This is a genomic window from Paenibacillus sp. J31P190, from assembly GCF_059692075.1.
In genome coordinates this window covers 130,784-148,233 of record NZ_JCAUAS010000020.1, presented here as the reverse complement: position 1 = coordinate 148,233, position 17,450 = coordinate 130,784, and the positions used below count along the sequence as shown (strand labels likewise).

The 17,450-nt window shown below is 48.1% G+C and carries 12 protein-coding genes; 10 read left to right on the top strand and 2 right to left on the bottom strand.

Annotated features, from left to right (window positions below; genetic code table 11):
• Positions 1-63 precede the first annotated feature (63 nt).
• The gene (locus tag AC58U0_RS27905; protein WP_497382119.1) at positions 64-960 is read right to left on the bottom strand and encodes an FAD:protein FMN transferase; all 897 of its coding nucleotides are present in this window, start codon (positions 958-960) and stop codon (positions 64-66) included.
• Positions 961-1,245: 285 nt separating this feature from the next.
• On the opposite strand from AC58U0_RS27905, the gene AC58U0_RS27900 reads away from it, so the two are divergent.
• The 10 genes from AC58U0_RS27900 (at position 1,246) to AC58U0_RS27855 (ending at position 15,777) form a co-directional block, all read left to right on the top strand.
• Complete coding sequence (locus AC58U0_RS27900; protein ID WP_497382118.1) at positions 1,246-3,279, top strand: ArnT family glycosyltransferase; 2,034 nt, start codon at positions 1,246-1,248, stop codon at positions 3,277-3,279.
• A gap of 29 nt (positions 3,280-3,308) precedes the next feature.
• Entirely contained in the window at positions 3,309-4,277 is a 969-nt protein-coding gene (locus tag AC58U0_RS27895; protein WP_497382117.1) for a glycosyltransferase family 2 protein, read from the top strand.
• 79 nt (positions 4,278-4,356) lie between these two features.
• The gene (galU, locus tag AC58U0_RS27890) at positions 4,357-5,259 is read left to right on the top strand and encodes a UTP--glucose-1-phosphate uridylyltransferase GalU (protein WP_497382116.1); all 903 of its coding nucleotides are present in this window, start codon (positions 4,357-4,359) and stop codon (positions 5,257-5,259) included.
• Between the two features lie 167 nt (positions 5,260-5,426).
• On the top strand, positions 5,427-6,110 hold the full coding sequence (locus AC58U0_RS27885) for a response regulator transcription factor (RefSeq protein ID WP_497382115.1): 684 nt from the start codon (positions 5,427-5,429) through the stop codon (positions 6,108-6,110).
• Positions 6,107-7,615 (top strand): sensor histidine kinase, encoded by a 1,509-nt coding sequence (locus AC58U0_RS27880; protein WP_497382114.1) that lies wholly within the window; start codon positions 6,107-6,109, stop codon positions 7,613-7,615. Before AC58U0_RS27885 ends, AC58U0_RS27880 begins: the two co-directional genes overlap by 4 nt.
• 677 nt (positions 7,616-8,292) lie before the next feature.
• Positions 8,293-9,393, top strand: coding sequence for a hypothetical protein (locus tag AC58U0_RS27875; protein WP_497382113.1), 1,101 nt, complete (start codon positions 8,293-8,295; stop codon positions 9,391-9,393).
• Between the two features lie 552 nt (positions 9,394-9,945).
• The gene (locus AC58U0_RS27870) at positions 9,946-11,616 is read left to right on the top strand and encodes a permuted SH3 domain-containing protein (protein WP_497382112.1); all 1,671 of its coding nucleotides are present in this window, start codon (positions 9,946-9,948) and stop codon (positions 11,614-11,616) included.
• Positions 11,617-11,650: 34 nt separating this feature from the next.
• The gene (locus AC58U0_RS27865; RefSeq protein ID WP_497382111.1) at positions 11,651-12,376 is read left to right on the top strand and encodes an ABC transporter ATP-binding protein; all 726 of its coding nucleotides are present in this window, start codon (positions 11,651-11,653) and stop codon (positions 12,374-12,376) included.
• Positions 12,373-13,551: an ABC transporter permease gene (locus AC58U0_RS27860; RefSeq protein WP_497382110.1), complete on the top strand. Its 1,179-nt coding sequence runs from the start codon at positions 12,373-12,375 to the stop codon at positions 13,549-13,551. Before AC58U0_RS27865 ends, AC58U0_RS27860 begins: the two co-directional genes overlap by 4 nt.
• A gap of 21 nt (positions 13,552-13,572) precedes the next feature.
• The gene (locus tag AC58U0_RS27855) at positions 13,573-15,777 is read left to right on the top strand and encodes a hypothetical protein (protein WP_497382109.1); all 2,205 of its coding nucleotides are present in this window, start codon (positions 13,573-13,575) and stop codon (positions 15,775-15,777) included.
• 163 nt (positions 15,778-15,940) lie between these two features.
• On the opposite strand, the gene AC58U0_RS27850 is transcribed toward AC58U0_RS27855, so the two are convergent.
• On the bottom strand, positions 15,941-16,855 hold the full coding sequence (locus tag AC58U0_RS27850; RefSeq protein ID WP_497382108.1) for a metallophosphoesterase family protein: 915 nt from the start codon (positions 16,853-16,855) through the stop codon (positions 15,941-15,943).
• Positions 16,856-17,450: the final 595 nt, after the last annotated feature.

The following is a 17,450-nucleotide window of genomic DNA, read 5'->3' as shown; positions in this document are numbered from 1 at the left end:
AATGTGGACAAAGGGCGGAATTAGAAAAAGTAATGGCTAAAACCTGTGTTTAATTGTAATTACTCAGGACGCCACGTCCTGAAAGTGATAATGGTCAACGTGCATGTCCAGCCATCTTCTATTAAGAGATGCTTCTCTCCCAAAGTAATGCAGCTCCTGGTTCGTGGAGAGCACTATAGCTTCGCAAACGGAGGTGCGCTTTGCAAGCAAGGCAAGCCCTGCTTCGACGCCAAGAATACACAGTATTCTTGCCCACACTTGGCACTCAACCATATCTTGGCCAGCAACGGTGCACTGCACGATATCGCTGCTGGGAACGGATGTTTTATCCTCAAATGGACTATAAGTGGACAGGGAGCCCTCCGGCATCGCGATGGCGCCCAGTTTGGCGTTCGTATTCCATGGGTTTTGAATGCCAATGACCCAAGGGTCTAGCTTCAGTGAGCTGCGGCCCCATACGGTGATATCCCCTCCGGCTAAGATTAGGCCTTGATCAAGCGACATGTTCTTTTGCATATATTCAGCTAAGCGCTTAATTGACCAGCTTTTTTCGATCCCTCTTAAATCAATGTTTGTATGGTTTGGAAGCTTAATTGATTTCATTGTCGGATCTATTTCCCACACTAATGCAGCAGGAGCTTTCTCAAGGCACGTTGGCGAACCTTTTTGCTGGAGAGGAATAAAGTGCCCATCCGTTATTGCTTGATACCCCTCAGCTAGAAAAAGCACCTCTAACATCGTAGCAGAGACCATACAATTTTCACCGGCTAATGTATTTAGTAGACTGATTTCACTGTCGTCGAGATAAGGGTTGAAACGCTTTTCCACATTTCGAAACCAATCGATAGCCAGCTTCTTAATGAGAGTACTTTCTTTCTCTTCACAGCGCAGCAGCAGTTCGATATTAGACTCCATAGTCTGGAAATGAAACGGATGCAAGTACTTTGTGATACGTTCCATAAGGTTTTCCTCTTTTCTTTCGTGTCCTGAAGGATATGAACCTATTATAGAAGCGTTAACTGAGATTCAATTGATAGTTGGCTGAAAAGTTACTGAAAAATTAAGCTGGACGCTGACCTAGAACGCTGCGATCTGGCTTATTCAGCAATGTCTCAGAATGCTTTCAAGAAACGCTCAGTGCGCATTCAGCTGGAATTCAGTATGGGTGGGTAAAGTTGTACCTGTAAACGAGGGACACGGATGACAATCCCATCGACGAAATGATGAAGGGGAGTGCTAAAGAAGATGAATACACCAAAAAGCAAAAAAATCGATTATATCCTCGTAGCGATAGCATTATTAGCGGGTTTTCTGAACATATTTAACATTTGGAAAGACCAGACAGTGAATGGGTACTACACGGCAGCGGTGACAAGTATGCTGCAAAGCTTTCATAACTTTTTCTTTGCTTCTTTCGATCCGGCCGGATATGTGACGGTGGATAAGCCGCCGATGACGTTTTGGATTCAGACGATAAGCGCGTATGTATTCGGGGTGCATGGTTGGAGTGTGATTTTGCCTCAAGCGTTGGCGGGTGTTGGTTCCGTGCTGTTGATGTACGTCCTAATTAAACCTACGTTTGGCAAAATGTCAGCCCGATTGGCCAGTCTTGCCTTTGCTTGTACCCCGATCGCCGCGGCGGTTAGCCGTACGAATAATGTGGATAGTATGTTGGTTTTCACGCTCGTACTTGCAACTTGGATGCTGTTCCGCGGTATTCGCGGCAACAAGTGGGGCTTCGTTGTAGGCGCGTTTGCCATGATCGGCGTTGCCTTCAATATGAAAATGCTTCAAGCCTACATGGTTATTCCGGCTTTCTATTTGTTCTACTTTTTCGCAAGTAAAGTGAATTGGAAAAGTAAGCTAAAAGTGCTTACAGGCGCCTCGGCTGCACTTATCGCCCTATCTTTATCATGGGCAGTCATCGTAGATTCGATCCCGGAGGACAAACGTCCTTATATGGGAAGCAGTCAGACGAATTCTGTGCTGGAGCTTGCCTTTGGCTATAACGGTGTATCCCGTTTGACGGGTAATCAAGGGCCAGGTGGGGGCGGGGGTGGCGCTAGACCGGACGGTGGAGCCACGGTTGACGACCGAGCTCCAGGTGGTAAAGGCGGTGGCGGTGGTGCATTCAATACTGGAACGGCAGGACCTCTGCGATTGTTCCAATCGGCACTTTCCGGTCAAATCAGCTGGCTCATTCCTTTCGCAGCTATTGGAGCTCTCGCGCTTTTAGTAGGGATTCGCAGAAAAAAACCGATGACTGCCAAACAGTTTGAAACGTTATTCTGGCTAGCATGGCTGCTCCCAGCAGCGGCGTTCTTCAGTGTTGCAGGCTTTTTCCATCAATACTATTTGATTATGTTGGCCGCGCCAATCTCGGCTTTAGCGGGAGCTGGTTGGACCGAGCTTTGGAACCTTTACCGTGATAAAACTTCTTGGAAAATGTGGTTGTTACCCGCAGCGATCGCGGTGACGACAGCCTTAGAAGTATACATTATCGCTCCTTATAATGGTCAAATCGGAGCTGGATGGGCTATCGGTGTAGGCGCGGCCGGAGCGGCTGCAGCACTGATCCTTGTGCTCGCTTCTAAGAAAGAGAAGCTCGCTCATACGGCAGCTATTCTCGGATTGTTGGCCTTGCTTGCAGCGCCAATGTATTGGGCAGCGACACCGCTCCTTTATGGTGGAAACAGCATGCTTCCTGAAGCTGGACCGAGTTTGAAGCAAGGCTCAGGAATGGGCGGTTCCCGCATGGGGGGACCCGGCGAAGTGAATACGAAATTGTTAGATTACGTGACCAAAAACAACACAGGAGAAACATACTTGTTCGCTGTCTCTAGAGCAACGGAAGCTTCTTCTTATATTATACAAACCGGTAAAGCGGTGATGGCGATGGGCGGCTTCTCAGGCTCTGACCCCATTCTCACGGTAGATAAGCTGAAAGAAATGGTTCAGAACAAAGAAATTAAATACTTCCTGATCTCTTCTGGCGGGTTTGGTGGCGGCGGAGGTACCAGTTCGGAATTAACGACTTGGATCAAAGCGCACAGTACCGAAGTTCCGAAGAGTGAGTACCAATCGGAGACTGCTCGAACGCAGCAAGGTGAACAAGGCCAAGTCTCAACGCAAGATAGGCAAGCCCAAAATCAGCAGATAGATCGTGGCATGAGTGACGGCCGAGATGGTCAAGAGGGTCGAGACGGCCAAGGCGGCCCTATGGGCGGTGGCATGAATGGCTCCGGAACGCTCTACGAAATCAATGTTGATTCCCTATAATTCAATGCAAAAATGAAGGAGGAAACACTATGACTGAGTATGTACGATATTCTGTTGTCATTCCTGTGTTTAATGAGGAAGCTGTTATTCAAAAAACATACCAGCGGTTGAAGCAAGTGATGAACCGAACAGACGCCCCCTATGAGCTGTTGTTCGTCAACGACGGAAGTCGCGATCAGACAGCCGCGATCATCCAAGGCATCTGTGAAACAGACGAACGCGTGAAACTCATTAATTTCTCCCGTAACTTCGGTCATCAAATCGCCATTACAGCCGGCATGGACTATGCAAGCGGAAATGCGGTCGTCGTCATTGACGCCGATCTCCAAGATCCGCCAGAACTCATACTGGAGATGATTGCGAAATGGAAAGAGGGCTATGACGTCGTCTACGCCAAGCGTACGCAGCGCAAGGGAGAGACTTTCTTCAAGAAGCAGACAGCTCATTTGTTTTACCGTATCTTACAGGCGTTTACGGAGATTGCCATCCCTATGGATACAGGCGACTTTCGCCTCATGGACCGGAAGGTTTGCGATGAAATGAGCCGGTTAACGGAGAAAAACCGCTTCGTACGCGGCCTTGTTTCTTGGGTCGGTTTTCGCCAAACAGCCGTGGAGTATGTGCGGGATGAGCGCGCCGCGGGCGAAACCAAGTATCCTTTGAAGAAAATGTTAAAACTTAGTATGGATGGCATTACGTCGTTTTCGATCAAACCATTGAAGTTGGCTACCTATCTCGGAGGTGCTCTTTCTGTTTCAGGTCTAGCTTACCTAATGGTCATCATCTACCTCAAGCTATTCACAGAAAGCGCTGTGGGAGGCTGGAATGGAATTGCCATTATGCAGCTCTTCTTAAGCGGCTTTATCCTGATCAGTCTCGGCCTAGTCGGTGAATACATTGGACGTATTTACGATGAATCCAAAGGCCGCCCTTTATATATCGTTCGCGATTGTCACGGCATGAAGAAAAAAGAACGAAGAATCAAGAAAGTCGTATGAGCAAACCCATGGCACAATTTAGGAAGCCGCGTAGGGGTATTCAACTCTTCGAAAACAATGGAAAAAGGAGTGGTATAAGATGAAAATTAAAAAAGCCGTTATACCAGCAGCAGGCCTGGGTACCCGCATTTTGCCTGCGACAAAAGCACAACCTAAGGAAATGCTGCCCATTGTCGATAAGCCGGCCATCCAATATATTGTCGAAGAGGCTGTACAAGCCGGTATTGAAAGCATCCTAATCGTTACTGGCCGCAATAAAAAGTCCATCGAAGACCATTTTGACAAATCGGTCGAGCTGGAGCAGATGCTATTCGAGAAGGAGAAGTTGGAGCTGCTGAGAGAAATTCAAAGCATTTCGAACATGGGTAATATCCATTATATTCGCCAAAAGGAGCCGCTTGGGCTGGGTCATGCTATTCTTTGTGCCGAGCCTTTTATCGGGGACGAACCTTTTGCTGTGCTGCTCGGGGATGACATTATGAATTCTGAGACTTCCGCTTTGCTGGAGATGATGCAGGTTTTCGAAGCAACAAACAAGCAGGTTGTCGGTGTGCAGCAAGTTCCGCAAGCTGATGTCAGCAAGTACGGGATTATCGCGGCAGGCGCGCAGCATAATCGAACGTACCAAGTTAGCGATTTGGTGGAAAAGCCTTCTCCGAGTAAAGCGCCATCGAACATGGCAATTATGGGCAGGTACATTTTGAAACCATCCATATTCGAGGTGCTGCAAACGATTGAGCGGGGAGCGGGGAACGAGTACCAGCTGACGGATGCTCTGCGCAAGATGTGTCTGCAGGAAGGGCTGATGGCGCTTGAACTTAAAGGAGATCGCTACGATATCGGAGATAAATTCGGTTATATGAAGGCGATTGTTGAGCTGGGGCTTCAAAGAGATGAGCTTCGCCCGCAGCTGCTGGCGTATCTGGATATCCTTTTGCAGAAAGAATTGGGGAAGGAGAAGCTGCGGAGGCGAGTCGTGTAACTTGAATAGGCAGGGATAAAAAGTCGGGTCCGCTCAGGGTCCGGCTTATTCGTACGGAACATCGAACATTCAGCAACCTTTCAGCATCCGCTCAGATTGCTTTTAGGGAGGATATGGGATACTGACTGTAGAAAACGTGTACAATGAACTTCGGGGGGACAAAAACTATGCGTCAATTAAAAGGTATTAAAATTCTGCTCGTTGATGACGAGCCTCATATTTTAGAATTTCTGGAGTTAGGTTTAACGAATGAAGGGTTTGAGGTCATGACGGCTCAGGATGGGATTAGTGCGATTACAGCATGCAATAAGTTTCAACCGCATATCGCTATCTTGGATGTGATGATGCCGGGGATGGATGGATTCGAGGTTTGCCGAATGATTAAGAAGACGGAAAATGTCGCAGTTATCATGCTGACGGCTAAGGATGAAGTCGATGACCGGGTCAAGGGACTCACGCTTGGGGCCGATGATTATATGATTAAGCCGTTCAGCTTTGAAGAGCTGCTTGCCCGCATCTATGCGCGAATTCGCAACCATTTTCCAAACTTGTTCGGTGAAGTGATCATTGGACCGCTTCGTATGGATGATCGACGCAAGGAAATTAGCCTGAATGACAACGTGTTGGAGCTATCTCCTACGGAATATGAGCTGCTCAAATTTATGTCGATTAACCACGGACTTGTATTAAGCAAATCGATGATTCTCGATAAAGTATGGGGCTATGACTTCGGTGGCGAAGAGAACATCGTCGAGGTGTATATTCGCTCCTTGCGCGATAAGTTAGGCGATAAAGAGCATAAGCTGATCCGCACGATTCGCGGCGCCGGTTATCGGATGGATTTAACATGAAAAGGCGGGGCCGGTTTGCCGAGCATTTTGTTACCGGTTCGCTGAAATTCCAGTTGCTATCGCGGTCTTTATTGGTGATGTCTGTGTTATTACTGCTGATTGGTGTATTCCAATATATTTTCATGCAGCAATTTCTGTATAAGAACAAGGCGGAAACGATTCGCAATCAGCTTGCGACGTTACCTCCCAATACGTGGCAGCGGGCAGGGGAATTTCCGGATCGTGGCCAGAATCCTTTTATGCCCAGACGAGACACGAACGGTGGCGGTGGTAATCATTCGGACAATACGGGAGGAGAGTTTCCCCGGATTTTCGTTCCTGATTTATCCATTGCTTTGATCGATAGTGAAGGGACTTACAAGCAGTTGTCTTCAGAAAATGTAACCTCCCCTTTGCAGCTTACGAAGGAAGAATATCAGGAATTATTGAAATCGAAAGAGAAGCTAGACTACCGAATCATGAAGGATAAGGATGGCAATGAACAGTTGATTGTCTTTCATCAAATTCGTGAGAGATCCCAAGGCGTACAAGGACTTATTCAGGCGAGTACGAGCACAGCGCCAATCAAAGATTTGCTGCTCCGTCAGTTGTTAACCTTTCTGCTATTGTCCATGACAGCATTGATTGTAGGACTGCTTGGATTTCTGCCTGTGTTAAGGCGGACGTTGGTGCCGCTTTCTAACATGGTGGATACGGTGAAACAGATCGATTCAGGTAATCTGGGCGAGCGGTTTCCTGCGCATCAGGGGCAGGTAGAGATTGACCGGTTATCGACTTCCTTCAATAGTATGCTTGAGCGACTGGAGTTTTCTTTTGAAGCTGAAAAAGAAGCAAAAGAGCAAATGCGCCGCTTCGCAGCGGATGCCTCGCATGAGCTTCGCACACCGCTGACTTCGATTCATGGCTTTCTGGAAGTACTCCTTCGCGGAGCGTATCAACAGCCGGAGCCATTGCTGAAAGCGCTGAAGAGTATGCACGGCGAATCCGTGCGTATTAATAAGCTAGTCGAAGACTTGCTGCTGCTAGCTCGTTTGGATCGAACGCCATCTTTTCAAAAGTCGGAAGGGCTGCTCGATGAAATGCTGCATGAGATGGAACCCCAGCTTCGTCTACTGGCAGGAGACAGAACAGTTACTTTTACGCTGCAGCCCCAGATCCGTTGTCTGTATGATCCGGATAAAATCAAGCAGGTCGTTCTGAACTTGTTTCACAACGCCGTTCAGCATACGCATCCTTTGACCGGTGAACTAGGGCTTTCGTTAGCAAAGACCAACGCAGGTGTCGAAATTGCTGTTCATGATAATGGGCCAGGTATCGCACCTGAACATCTCCCTCATTTGTTTGATCGGTTCTACCGAATTGATTCCTCTAGGGCGCGAAGGAGCGGTGGAGCAGGATTGGGATTATCCATCACCCGTTCCATTGTGGAGCTGCATGGCGGAACGATTGAGGTTCATAGCATAGTAGGTGAAGGTAGTACATTTAAAGTACTGCTGCTTCCATAAATGAGAGGAGCTTTATCTCGACGGGATGTCGGGGTAGGGCTTTTTTAATTGATAGGAATGTAAAATAAGAGCCTCCAGAAGCTTCTATTCCGCCAAAAAGTGGCTAATGGTGGGGAATAAGAGTCTCCAGAGACTCTTATTTGGTGCAGAACACGGTATGTGCGGTTTATTCTGCGCGAATAAGAGCCTCCAGAAGCTTCTATTTCGCCAAAAGGTGGCTAATGGTGGGGAACAAGAGTCTCTAGAGACTCTTATTTGGTTGGTGCTGAACACGGTATGTGCGGTTTATTCCGCGCGAATAAGAGCCCCCAGAAGCTTCTATTTCGCTAAAAAGTAGTTAATGGTGGGGAATAAGAGTCTCTAGAGACTCTTATTTGGCGCTGAACACGGTATGTGTGGATTATTCTGCGAAAAAATGAGCCTCCAGAAGCTTCTATTTCGCTAAAAAAAGGCTAATGATGGGAATTTGGTTTCGGGGTAAGCGAGGGTAGCTGGTCGATGATACCAAGCCAAACTATATCAGCGAGCCGCCTTATAGGCGTTTTCCTCTTCAGCCAATCCTCAGAAATCTCTCAACCAATCTTCAGTTTACACTCAGATGAGATTCAGGTTAGGCGTCTATACTTGGTTTTGTAAGGAAGAAACAAAAAATATAAAGAAAAAGGTGGAAACAAATTATGAAAAACATCGGCAGAAAAATTCTTACTGGTTCATTGGTCGCTTCTTTTGTACTCGGAGTTGGTTTTGTTGGAGCCTTACATAATCAAGCATTTGCAGATACGGTAACAGGCACGTCAACGAGCACATCAACTCAAAATGCAGGACCAGGAGGAAAAGGTCGTGGAGATTTCGGAGATCGCGGTGGCTTCAAGGGCGCAAACTTGGTCAAAGAAACAGCGACAATCCTGGGCGTTGAAGAAAGCGTCGTACAAGATGCATTGAAAGCGGACAAAACATTGGCTGCATTTGCAGAAGAAAAAGGGCTTGCGAAAGCAGACTTTTTGCAAAAGCTAGTCGCAGCAGAGACCGCTTCGATTACAGCTGATGTTGCAGCGGGCAAAATAACACAAGCGCAAGCAGATAATGTTCTCAAAGGTCTAACTGATCAATTAACGAAGCGTATTGATGCGATTGGGTTCAAAGGTGGATTCCCTGGTGGAGAAGGCGGGCGCGGTGGCATGGGCAAAGGTCACGGCGGCAATTTGGTAGAGCAAACAGCAACAATTCTTAGTGTAGAGCAAAGTGTCGTGCAGGATGCTTTGAAAGCTGGCAAAACATTATCGGCTTTTGCAGTGGAAAAAGGTTTAACGGAAGCAGACTACGTGGCTAAGCTAGTTGCAGCAGAAACCACTTCCATCAACGCTGAAGTTACAGCTGGTAAATTAACGCAAGCACAAGCAGATCAAATGTTGTCGGGCTTATCCGACCGAGTAACGAAACAAGTGCAAAGCACACGTCCAGAGGGTGGTCGGGATGGTAGAGGTGGCGGTCATGGCGGCCCTGGCGGTGGGCAATTCGGGAACCCTGAAGTGTTAACGCAAATTCTGGGTATCACGCAAGATGAGCTAAGAACCGAACTGGAAGCGGGCAAATCGATCTTGGATGTTGCTACAGCTAAAGGCATCAGTGAAGATGATCTCATTAACAAAATCAAAGACGGAATGACGGACGCGATTAAGAAGCATGTTGAGCAAAAAGGCACTGATCGTAAGCGCCCAGCAGGCACACCGTCTTCAAATACAACAGCACCAACTGCAACTCCGGCTGCAACTAGCTAAAAATAAAAATGGAGGAAGCTGCTCGCTACGCGGGCGGCTTTTTCCTTTCCAGTGAGATAGTCAATGAGTCCGCTTTCCGCCGTAAATAAAGGGGAAACAGGCCGTGCAGTCCGATTTCCTCGCCGTAGTGATGATTTTCATCGCAAAAGTGGCGAGAAGAGGGAAAATGACTCGTTAACGATGTAAAACATTCTTAATGATGCGGAAACAGGCCGAGTAGTCCAATTTCAACGTCGTAGTGATGATTTTCATCGTTAAAGTGTGCGAGAGGAGGGAGAATGACTCGTTAGCGATGTAAAACATTGTTAATGATACGGAACAGGCCGTGCAGTTCGGCTTCTGCGCCGTAGTGCGCTCAAGTCGCCCCGCCGTCAGTCACCGAGTTAACCACACGCGTGACCTAATCTTTTCAGCAAACGCTCAGCCTGTGTTCAACTTATATTCAGCCTACGCTCAGACTGGTTTCAGCCATCCCAATTACACTAAGTCCAGTAGGGATTGTTATGGCCTGGGCGGTGGATAGTCTGGGTAACTGGGAGAGGGGCATAAAGGATGAAATTAGGTCGGAAGAAGAGATGGATCATTGTGGCCCTAGCTGCCATTCTATGTGGAGCGGGAACTTACTATTACGTACATAACAAGGCGCAGCCAGCGTCTGCAGCAACACAGCAAACAACGATGAAAGTGACCAAAGGGGCGATATCCATGGCGGTATCTGGGACTTCTCAGTTGGATGCCAAGGACAAGCAAAATATTGTGATTCCGATTGAAGGTATCATCAAAACGATGAATTTGACGCAAAATCAGGCGGTCAAGAAAGGCGATGTGCTAGTCGAGCTGTCGGTGCCTTCAACGGAAACGACTCTCAAGGAAGCCCAGGTTAGCTTGCAGCAGCTTGAGAAAGAACTTGCAGATCTGCAGGACCAACAAAATCATATGAGTGTTACAGCCTTAATGTCGGGCAAGATCACATTACCAGCCAATCTAGATGTAGGCAGTCAAGTTAATAAAACAACGAAAATCGGCACGATTTCAGATACATCGCAGTTTAAAGTGAAGCTGCCATTCTCCTTGCAAGAAGCGGTACAGCTGAAAAAAGGTGATCCGGTAGAGCTTAGCGTCGATGGCTATTTACTATCCAAAGTCGGAGCCGTGGATTCGATAGGCCGTGAAATTAAAGCGGATGCTTACGGCAACAAAGTGGTTACGGTGGAGGTTTTGGTTACCAATGATGGAACGCTTTCGGCGGGCCTTAAGGTAAAGGGCAGCATCGGCAGCGGTGACGGTAAAATCGATTCCTCCGAGCAGGTGGTGCTTGAGTATGTGCGTACCGCTTCTATTTTTGCAGAGGCAAGCGGAACGATTAAAAGCATGAAGTTTAAAGATGGCGAAACGGTGAAACAGGGCGATTTGATCGCCACCTTGTTCAATGACGACCTTCAAAATAATATCATTAGCAAGCAATCAGCCATCGAAAGCCAGAAAATCCGTATGAACGATGCGGAGCAGAAAGTAAATCAATTGACGATCAAAGCGCCGTTCGATGGCGTTTTCTCAGCTGATTTTGCCAATAGTAAAAACAATGTGCTTCGTAATTATCCGGCAGGCGCACAGATTAGTGCCAACACAACGTTGGGAGCCGTAGCGAGCCTAAGTACGATGCAACTGGCAATAGCCGTAGATGAGCTCGATTTAACAAGCGTCAAGGTCGGGCAGAAGGTAACCGTTAAGGTTGATGCTATCTCCGGCAAGACGTTCCAAGGTGAAGTGACTTCCGTTTCCAATGTAGGAACAACGACGAATGGGGTCACAACGTATGATGCTGTGGTAGCGATTCCGAATACCGATCAGAATGATTTGAAATATGCGATGACGGCGACGGCTGAAATTTCTATACAAGATAAGAAAGATATTCTCGTGCTTCCGATCCAAGTGGTTACAACAACCAGAGGAAAGTCTACCGTTTCGCTGAAGAAAGCGGATGGAACCGTCGAAGAGCAGCACGAAATCAAAGTGGGTATTCGCAGCAAGACGCAGGTTGAGGTGGTCAGTGGTTTGAACGAAGGCGACGAGGTCGTGATGCCGGTGCGCAGAGCGACAACGACGAATCAACAACAGCAGCAAGGTTTCCCTGGAGGTGCGGGTGGTTTTCCAGGTGGTGCTGGAGGCAACTTCCCTGGCGGAGCTGGCGGCACGCAAAATGGTGGAGGAACGGGCCGCTAGCTGTTAGCCAGCCCCTACGGAGAGGAGCGATTCGATGAATATCATTGAACTGAACGAGGTAACGAAGAGCTATGCTCGGGGTGCAGAAGAATTGCAAATTTTGCGCGGCATTACCCTGCATATTGCGGAAGGAGATTTTGTTGCCATCATTGGTCCCAGCGGATCGGGAAAGTCAACGTTAATGAATACAATCGGGCTGCTGGATAGTCCGAGCTCTGGCTCCTATACGTTAGACGGCGTAGCGACAGAGAAGATGTCAGACAACGGACTTGCTGAGCTGCGCAATCGGAAAATCGGCTTTATTTTTCAACAGTTCAATTTGCTGCCCAGACTTACTGCGACGGAGAACGTTGAGTTACCGATGATTTATGCAGGCATTCCTGCCAAACAACGAAGAGAACAGGCACAGCGGATGCTGGAGAAACTGGGGATGGGTGAGCGAGGACATCACAAGCCAAGTGAACTGTCTGGTGGGCAGCAGCAGCGGGTAGCCATTGCTAGAGCCTTGGCCATATCACCGTCATTAATTCTAGCAGATGAGCCGACTGGCGCACTGGATTCGAAGACCGGCATTGAGGTGCTGGAATTGATTAAGGAGCTGAATCGGCAAGGCAATACGATTGTTTTGATCACCCATGACCATCACATTGCAGACAATGCCAAACGCGTCGTGACGCTGCGTGACGGAGAAGTCATTAGCGATCAGAGAAACGAAATGCTTCCAACACCTGAACGTAAATTAGAGGGGGCTCTTTCATGAGAATTTGGGAGCTTTTCCAAATGGCGCTGGCAACGGTGCGTTCGAATCCGCTTCGTACGGTGCTGACCATGCTTGGCGTCATCATTGGCGTTAGCTCAGTTATTACGCTGGTTTCGATAGGCCAAGGCACGTCCAAGGCGATTGAAAAGCAATACGAAGGGTTGGGAACGAACCTGCTGACGGTTAACCTGATGGGTAACGGACGCGCCACGCAGCTGAATTATGATGAGGTCATGCAGCTTGAGAATACTTCAGGAATCAGTGCAATTGCACCGACGATGACTAGAAATAGCACTAGTATCAAATATGACCGGACAACAGAGACTTACAATGTCATTGGAACTAATGATCGATATCTCAGTTTGCAAAAGGGGACGGTCGCCAGCGGCCGCTTCTTGGCTCAAGCCGATCTGGACTTCCGCAATCACGTTGCGGTCATAGGCAGTGATGTGGCCAAGCAGTTTTTCGGTACGGATGACCCAATTGACGAAGAAATTAATGTGAACGGATATATGTACACGATTATCGGTGTGCTCAAAACGAAAGGCTCCAATACAAGCGGAACTTCGCTCGATAGCTCGGTTTATGTACCTCTCCCCACCATGAGCAGGGATTTTAAACTGGGCAACATTCGGACGGCTTACGTTGAAGCAGCTTCTGGCGATGAGGTATCCCGGGTACAAAGAACGTTAGAAGCTTATTTATTTAATAAATTTAAAAGCACAACGGGATACAACATTTTGAATTCATCCGAATTAATTAGCGCCAGACAAACGGCTTCCAGCACATTGACCAATCAGCTAGTCGCGGTAGCGGCAATATCCCTATTAGTAGGCGGGATCGGCATCATGAACATCATGCTCGTAACCGTGAGTGAGCGCACCCGGGAAATTGGGATTCGTAAATCGATTGGCGCGAAGCGGAGAAACATTTTGCTGCAATTTCTAGTTGAAGCTACCCTCATTAGCGGCATGGGTGGGTTGATTGGATTAATTCTGGGGATTGGCTTATCTCTAGCATGGCCTTATATTAACCCTAGTCAACAAACGAGTTTATCCATAAATATAGGGCTTTACGCATTCTTATTCTCGGCCTTGGTTGGTGTTATTTTCGGATTATATCCAGCTAATAAAGCATCTAAATTAAAACCTATCGACGCACTGCGTTTTGATTAGGTCCACAGGAGGTATGAAAATATGATTCGCAAATTATCATCAATTTCACTCAAACAGACAAGTCTTGCCCTGCTGTTGACTGGCAGCTTTGCAGCTGCATCGTGGATGGCTCCCGCTGCTCATGCGGCTACTGAAGCGATTTATATCACGAATTCCTCCTATTTTACTTTAAACCAAGCGGCACTCTCGTCTTCTTCTCTTCAGTTTTCCGTTCTTTTACATAACGGGGAAAGCCAAGCGATAGATTTTAACCAATATGGGGTACGGGTTACAGATCAAGCAGGACACAGCTACACGGCGAAATTAAGCGAGAAAAAGAGTGCGAGTGTCCTCCCAGGGCAGGATCAAAGCTTCCAATTCTACGCTAACCTGCCAGCAGGTGAAACAGCCGCTCAACTAAAAGTGGATGTGTTCCGCTGGGATTTCGGCAAAGCCGATTTCATGAATCATCTAGGCGATCTTCCTGTTTCCTCGGTTGTGCAGGAGGGACAGGTAAAGGTGCCTGTGCAAATAATTAATTTGCATGCACTCGACAGTACGCTCTCCAATGATGCCTCCGCTGCTTTTCAATTGGGCCAAAGCGTTCGCGTAACGGAGAATGGAAAATGGTACATGTACACACAAGTTTCAGTAAAAAACTTAGGCTCGAGCAGTGTTAAGCTGCCTTCCGGTCTACAAGTTAGACTCGTGGATGCTAATGGGTTGAAGTATACCTCTACGGTTGCTAGCGGTTCCGATACAACGTTCCTGCCGAATCAATCGGATACGATGACGCTCAAAACACTCGTTTCCAGACAAATGCCGACCAGTGGCCTCATGCTGGAATATTATTACTTGAATCAAAGCGAGGATGTCTCGCTTGGTACACTAAGTTTGAACACTTCGCTGCAAACAGCAGCGCTTGGCACCAAACAAGTCTATGCTGGGCAGCAGGAGGGCGAGCAGGTCACCGTGAAGGCGAATACGTCGACGTATTCGATTCAAGCAGACGGTGTTCATGTGCAGACCGTTGTCACGCTCAGCAATGATGGCGAGGCGATCGCCTCCGTGCCATCCTTCTCTGCTTCTTATCAGTTCGGCGATGCCGGCACATCCGTGACATCGACCGACAACGCCGCCCGTAGCGCCTACTTGGCTCCAAAGGAGACAGCTTCGTACTACTTCAACGCTACTCTGCCAACGGGGGTAGATCCGAATGCGGCTCAGCTAGTGCTGTGGCAGACGGCTACCGCGAGTAGCTCGGGCAGCTCGGCATCTAGCTCGACAGCGATTACATCGAGCGGCGGCACAGCTTCTGGAACAGCAACTACAGGGTCAGTTGCGGGGGCTTCTACTAGCTCGACGTCTACAACTAACAACAGTGGAGTAGCAGCGGCTAGTAAAATGCCTGTTGCCGTCTTCCTGCTTAAAGGGGCAAGCGAAGCGCAAAGCGGCTTTACAACAGCTGTGAACTATGAGCTCGGCAGTAAGCTGATTTTCAACAACAGCGCTGTTGTTAACAAAAATCTAGATGTCGCCTTAGTCGAACTGCATGCTCACGAGAACGACGATCTAGGCTACAAAACAGCTGTAGCCAAATACAAAATCACGAACAATGGAACAAGCACCATCGCCCTTCCTGAGCTTCAAAATGAGCTGATCGACAGCAAAGGGAATACCTATACGGGATCTCGCCAAAGCTCAGTTGCTACTCAAATCACACCGGGCAGTTCTTATGTGGTGAGCTATTCCTACTTGCTTCCGAATCAAACACAATCAGATGATGAGACATTCGCATTGAACGTTTATGACGATAAGTCTGTATCTGAGGGTAATGTGTCGGTAGGAACCTATCGGGTAGCGCTGCAGAAAGAGACGGAAAGCGATACGCTTGACTTGTATCCTTTCTCCCTCAAAGTGAATGACAGCTCGATAAGCTGGCTTTATAACAGCGGCACTTACTCTTACCAGCTTAATCTGGATCTAGACATTGCCCATGAAGATCAGGTGATTATCGATTCGAACTTCTCCAAAATTGAATTCGATATGGTCGATTCCCTCGGCCGTATTGTCGGCACTCAAACCGCAACACTGACGGGGACGGGGAAATTAACTAGCGGCAAGCAAAAAGTCGTCGTCACCGGTTTGAAAAATGAGCAGGTTGATTCCGGCGTGGTCGTCAATATGTACGAGGTCATTGAGACACCGAATGGGACGGCTAAGCGCCTTATTAAGCAGTTTCATTAGGATTGATGGGGAAAGGAATGATACAAAAGAAATGATACAAAAGAAATGATACAAAAGGATTAATGCAAAAAGATTAATACAAAAAGACTGCAAGACATTGGGCTATTCAAGCCTTGTCGGGCAGTCTTTTTGTATTAAAGGCGGCAGCGGAGGCGGCTGATGCCTATTTCACGTCGTAGCCTTTGGCGATGGATGGCTCGATCCATCGCTTTTTGAAGTGTTCGCGGCGCATGATCACCACGCGGTCCTTGTAAACGTCCACGACGAGACTTTGGCTGATGGCCTGCGTCTCGGGCACGTTGCTGGCGTTCCATACCTCCCGGATGGAGGCACTGGAAGCGGCAAGGAACTTCAGCTGCTTCACTTGTCTGGTCGTTTCCAGGTTCCAGTGGGTGTGACCACTGAACAGAATGACGTTCGGGTGCGCATCAAGCAGCGCCCGCAGCTCCTCGTGCTGGATGACGCCCAGCTCCTGATCCGTGCCATCCAGCGTCTGCGGCAGCGGCTGGTGGAGGAACACGAACACGGGCTTACCGGCGTCCGCCGAGCCCGCGGCTGTTAGCCGCTCGCGCAGCCAGCTGAGCTGCTCGGGCGAGAGGAACGCATCCTCACCGTAGGATGCGTTCACGTCCCTGTACGCTTCCCCGCTAAGGAACAGGAAGCGGTAGCCCTCCACGATAAGCTCGTGATACGGCTTATCGTAGCCCATCATGCGGTCGAATAACGCGACCGCTTGCTTGCTCGACCATGTTGGATTCATCTTTGATGTATCCAACCCACCCTCCGACGTGCGCCACACGCCGTAGTAATCGTGGTTGCCCATGGTCGCATGCACAGGGGCATGGTGCTGGCGGCCGAGCAGCGCCAGCAAGCTGCGATAGTCGGCCTCACTCCCATTCGTGAGGTCGCCGTTCAAGACGAGCAGCTTGCTGTCTGGGCGCAGCGCGTGATGATCGGCCAGCGCTTGGCTCAGCCTCAGCTGAGCGACTTGGTCGTAGGAAGTGATGTGAACATCGCTCATCACGGAGAACGAAAACAACGGTGCAGCTAGCGGCTGTTCAACCTTGTCGCTAGCCAAGGTTGTGCCTCGCAACGGGGTCAATAATAGAAGAAAACTAAGGATAAGTATTCGCAGCTTTAATGAGTTCATCTCGGATTCACCTTCCAATTAGACTTATCGATTGTCCTTATTTAGCTTGCTTAGCGATATATTGTGCTGGTTGAGATTGTGGAAACATTCAAGCTCACTTAGCGAATGATTGAGTAGAAGCCTTCGAATCTGTCAGTTCCCGCCTTTGTAATAAGGGAAAGTTGTACGGTGTACAACACTTTTGTCCAATTTTCCTCACCAAGCTGTAATTGTTGTAGTTTGTACAACAATACAGCTTTATTTCTGGTTATTTGGCTGTTTTTGGGCTAAATTGTTGTATTTTTTACATCATTCGCCGAAAACTCTCGGATTCGCTCACTTAATGTTGTACAAAGTACAACTTTGCTAACCGTGAGAGTGAGATGGGGGTGCTTAGAGCATTTAACTTTTTCTGCTTGATCCACAGTTATATGAAGCGTACCTTGTTTAGCATTTCACTAGAATGCTTTGCTTTAATTCTTTACTTAAGCATTTCACTAGAACGCTTTACTTTGATTCTTTGCTTCAACATTTCCTAAAGCGC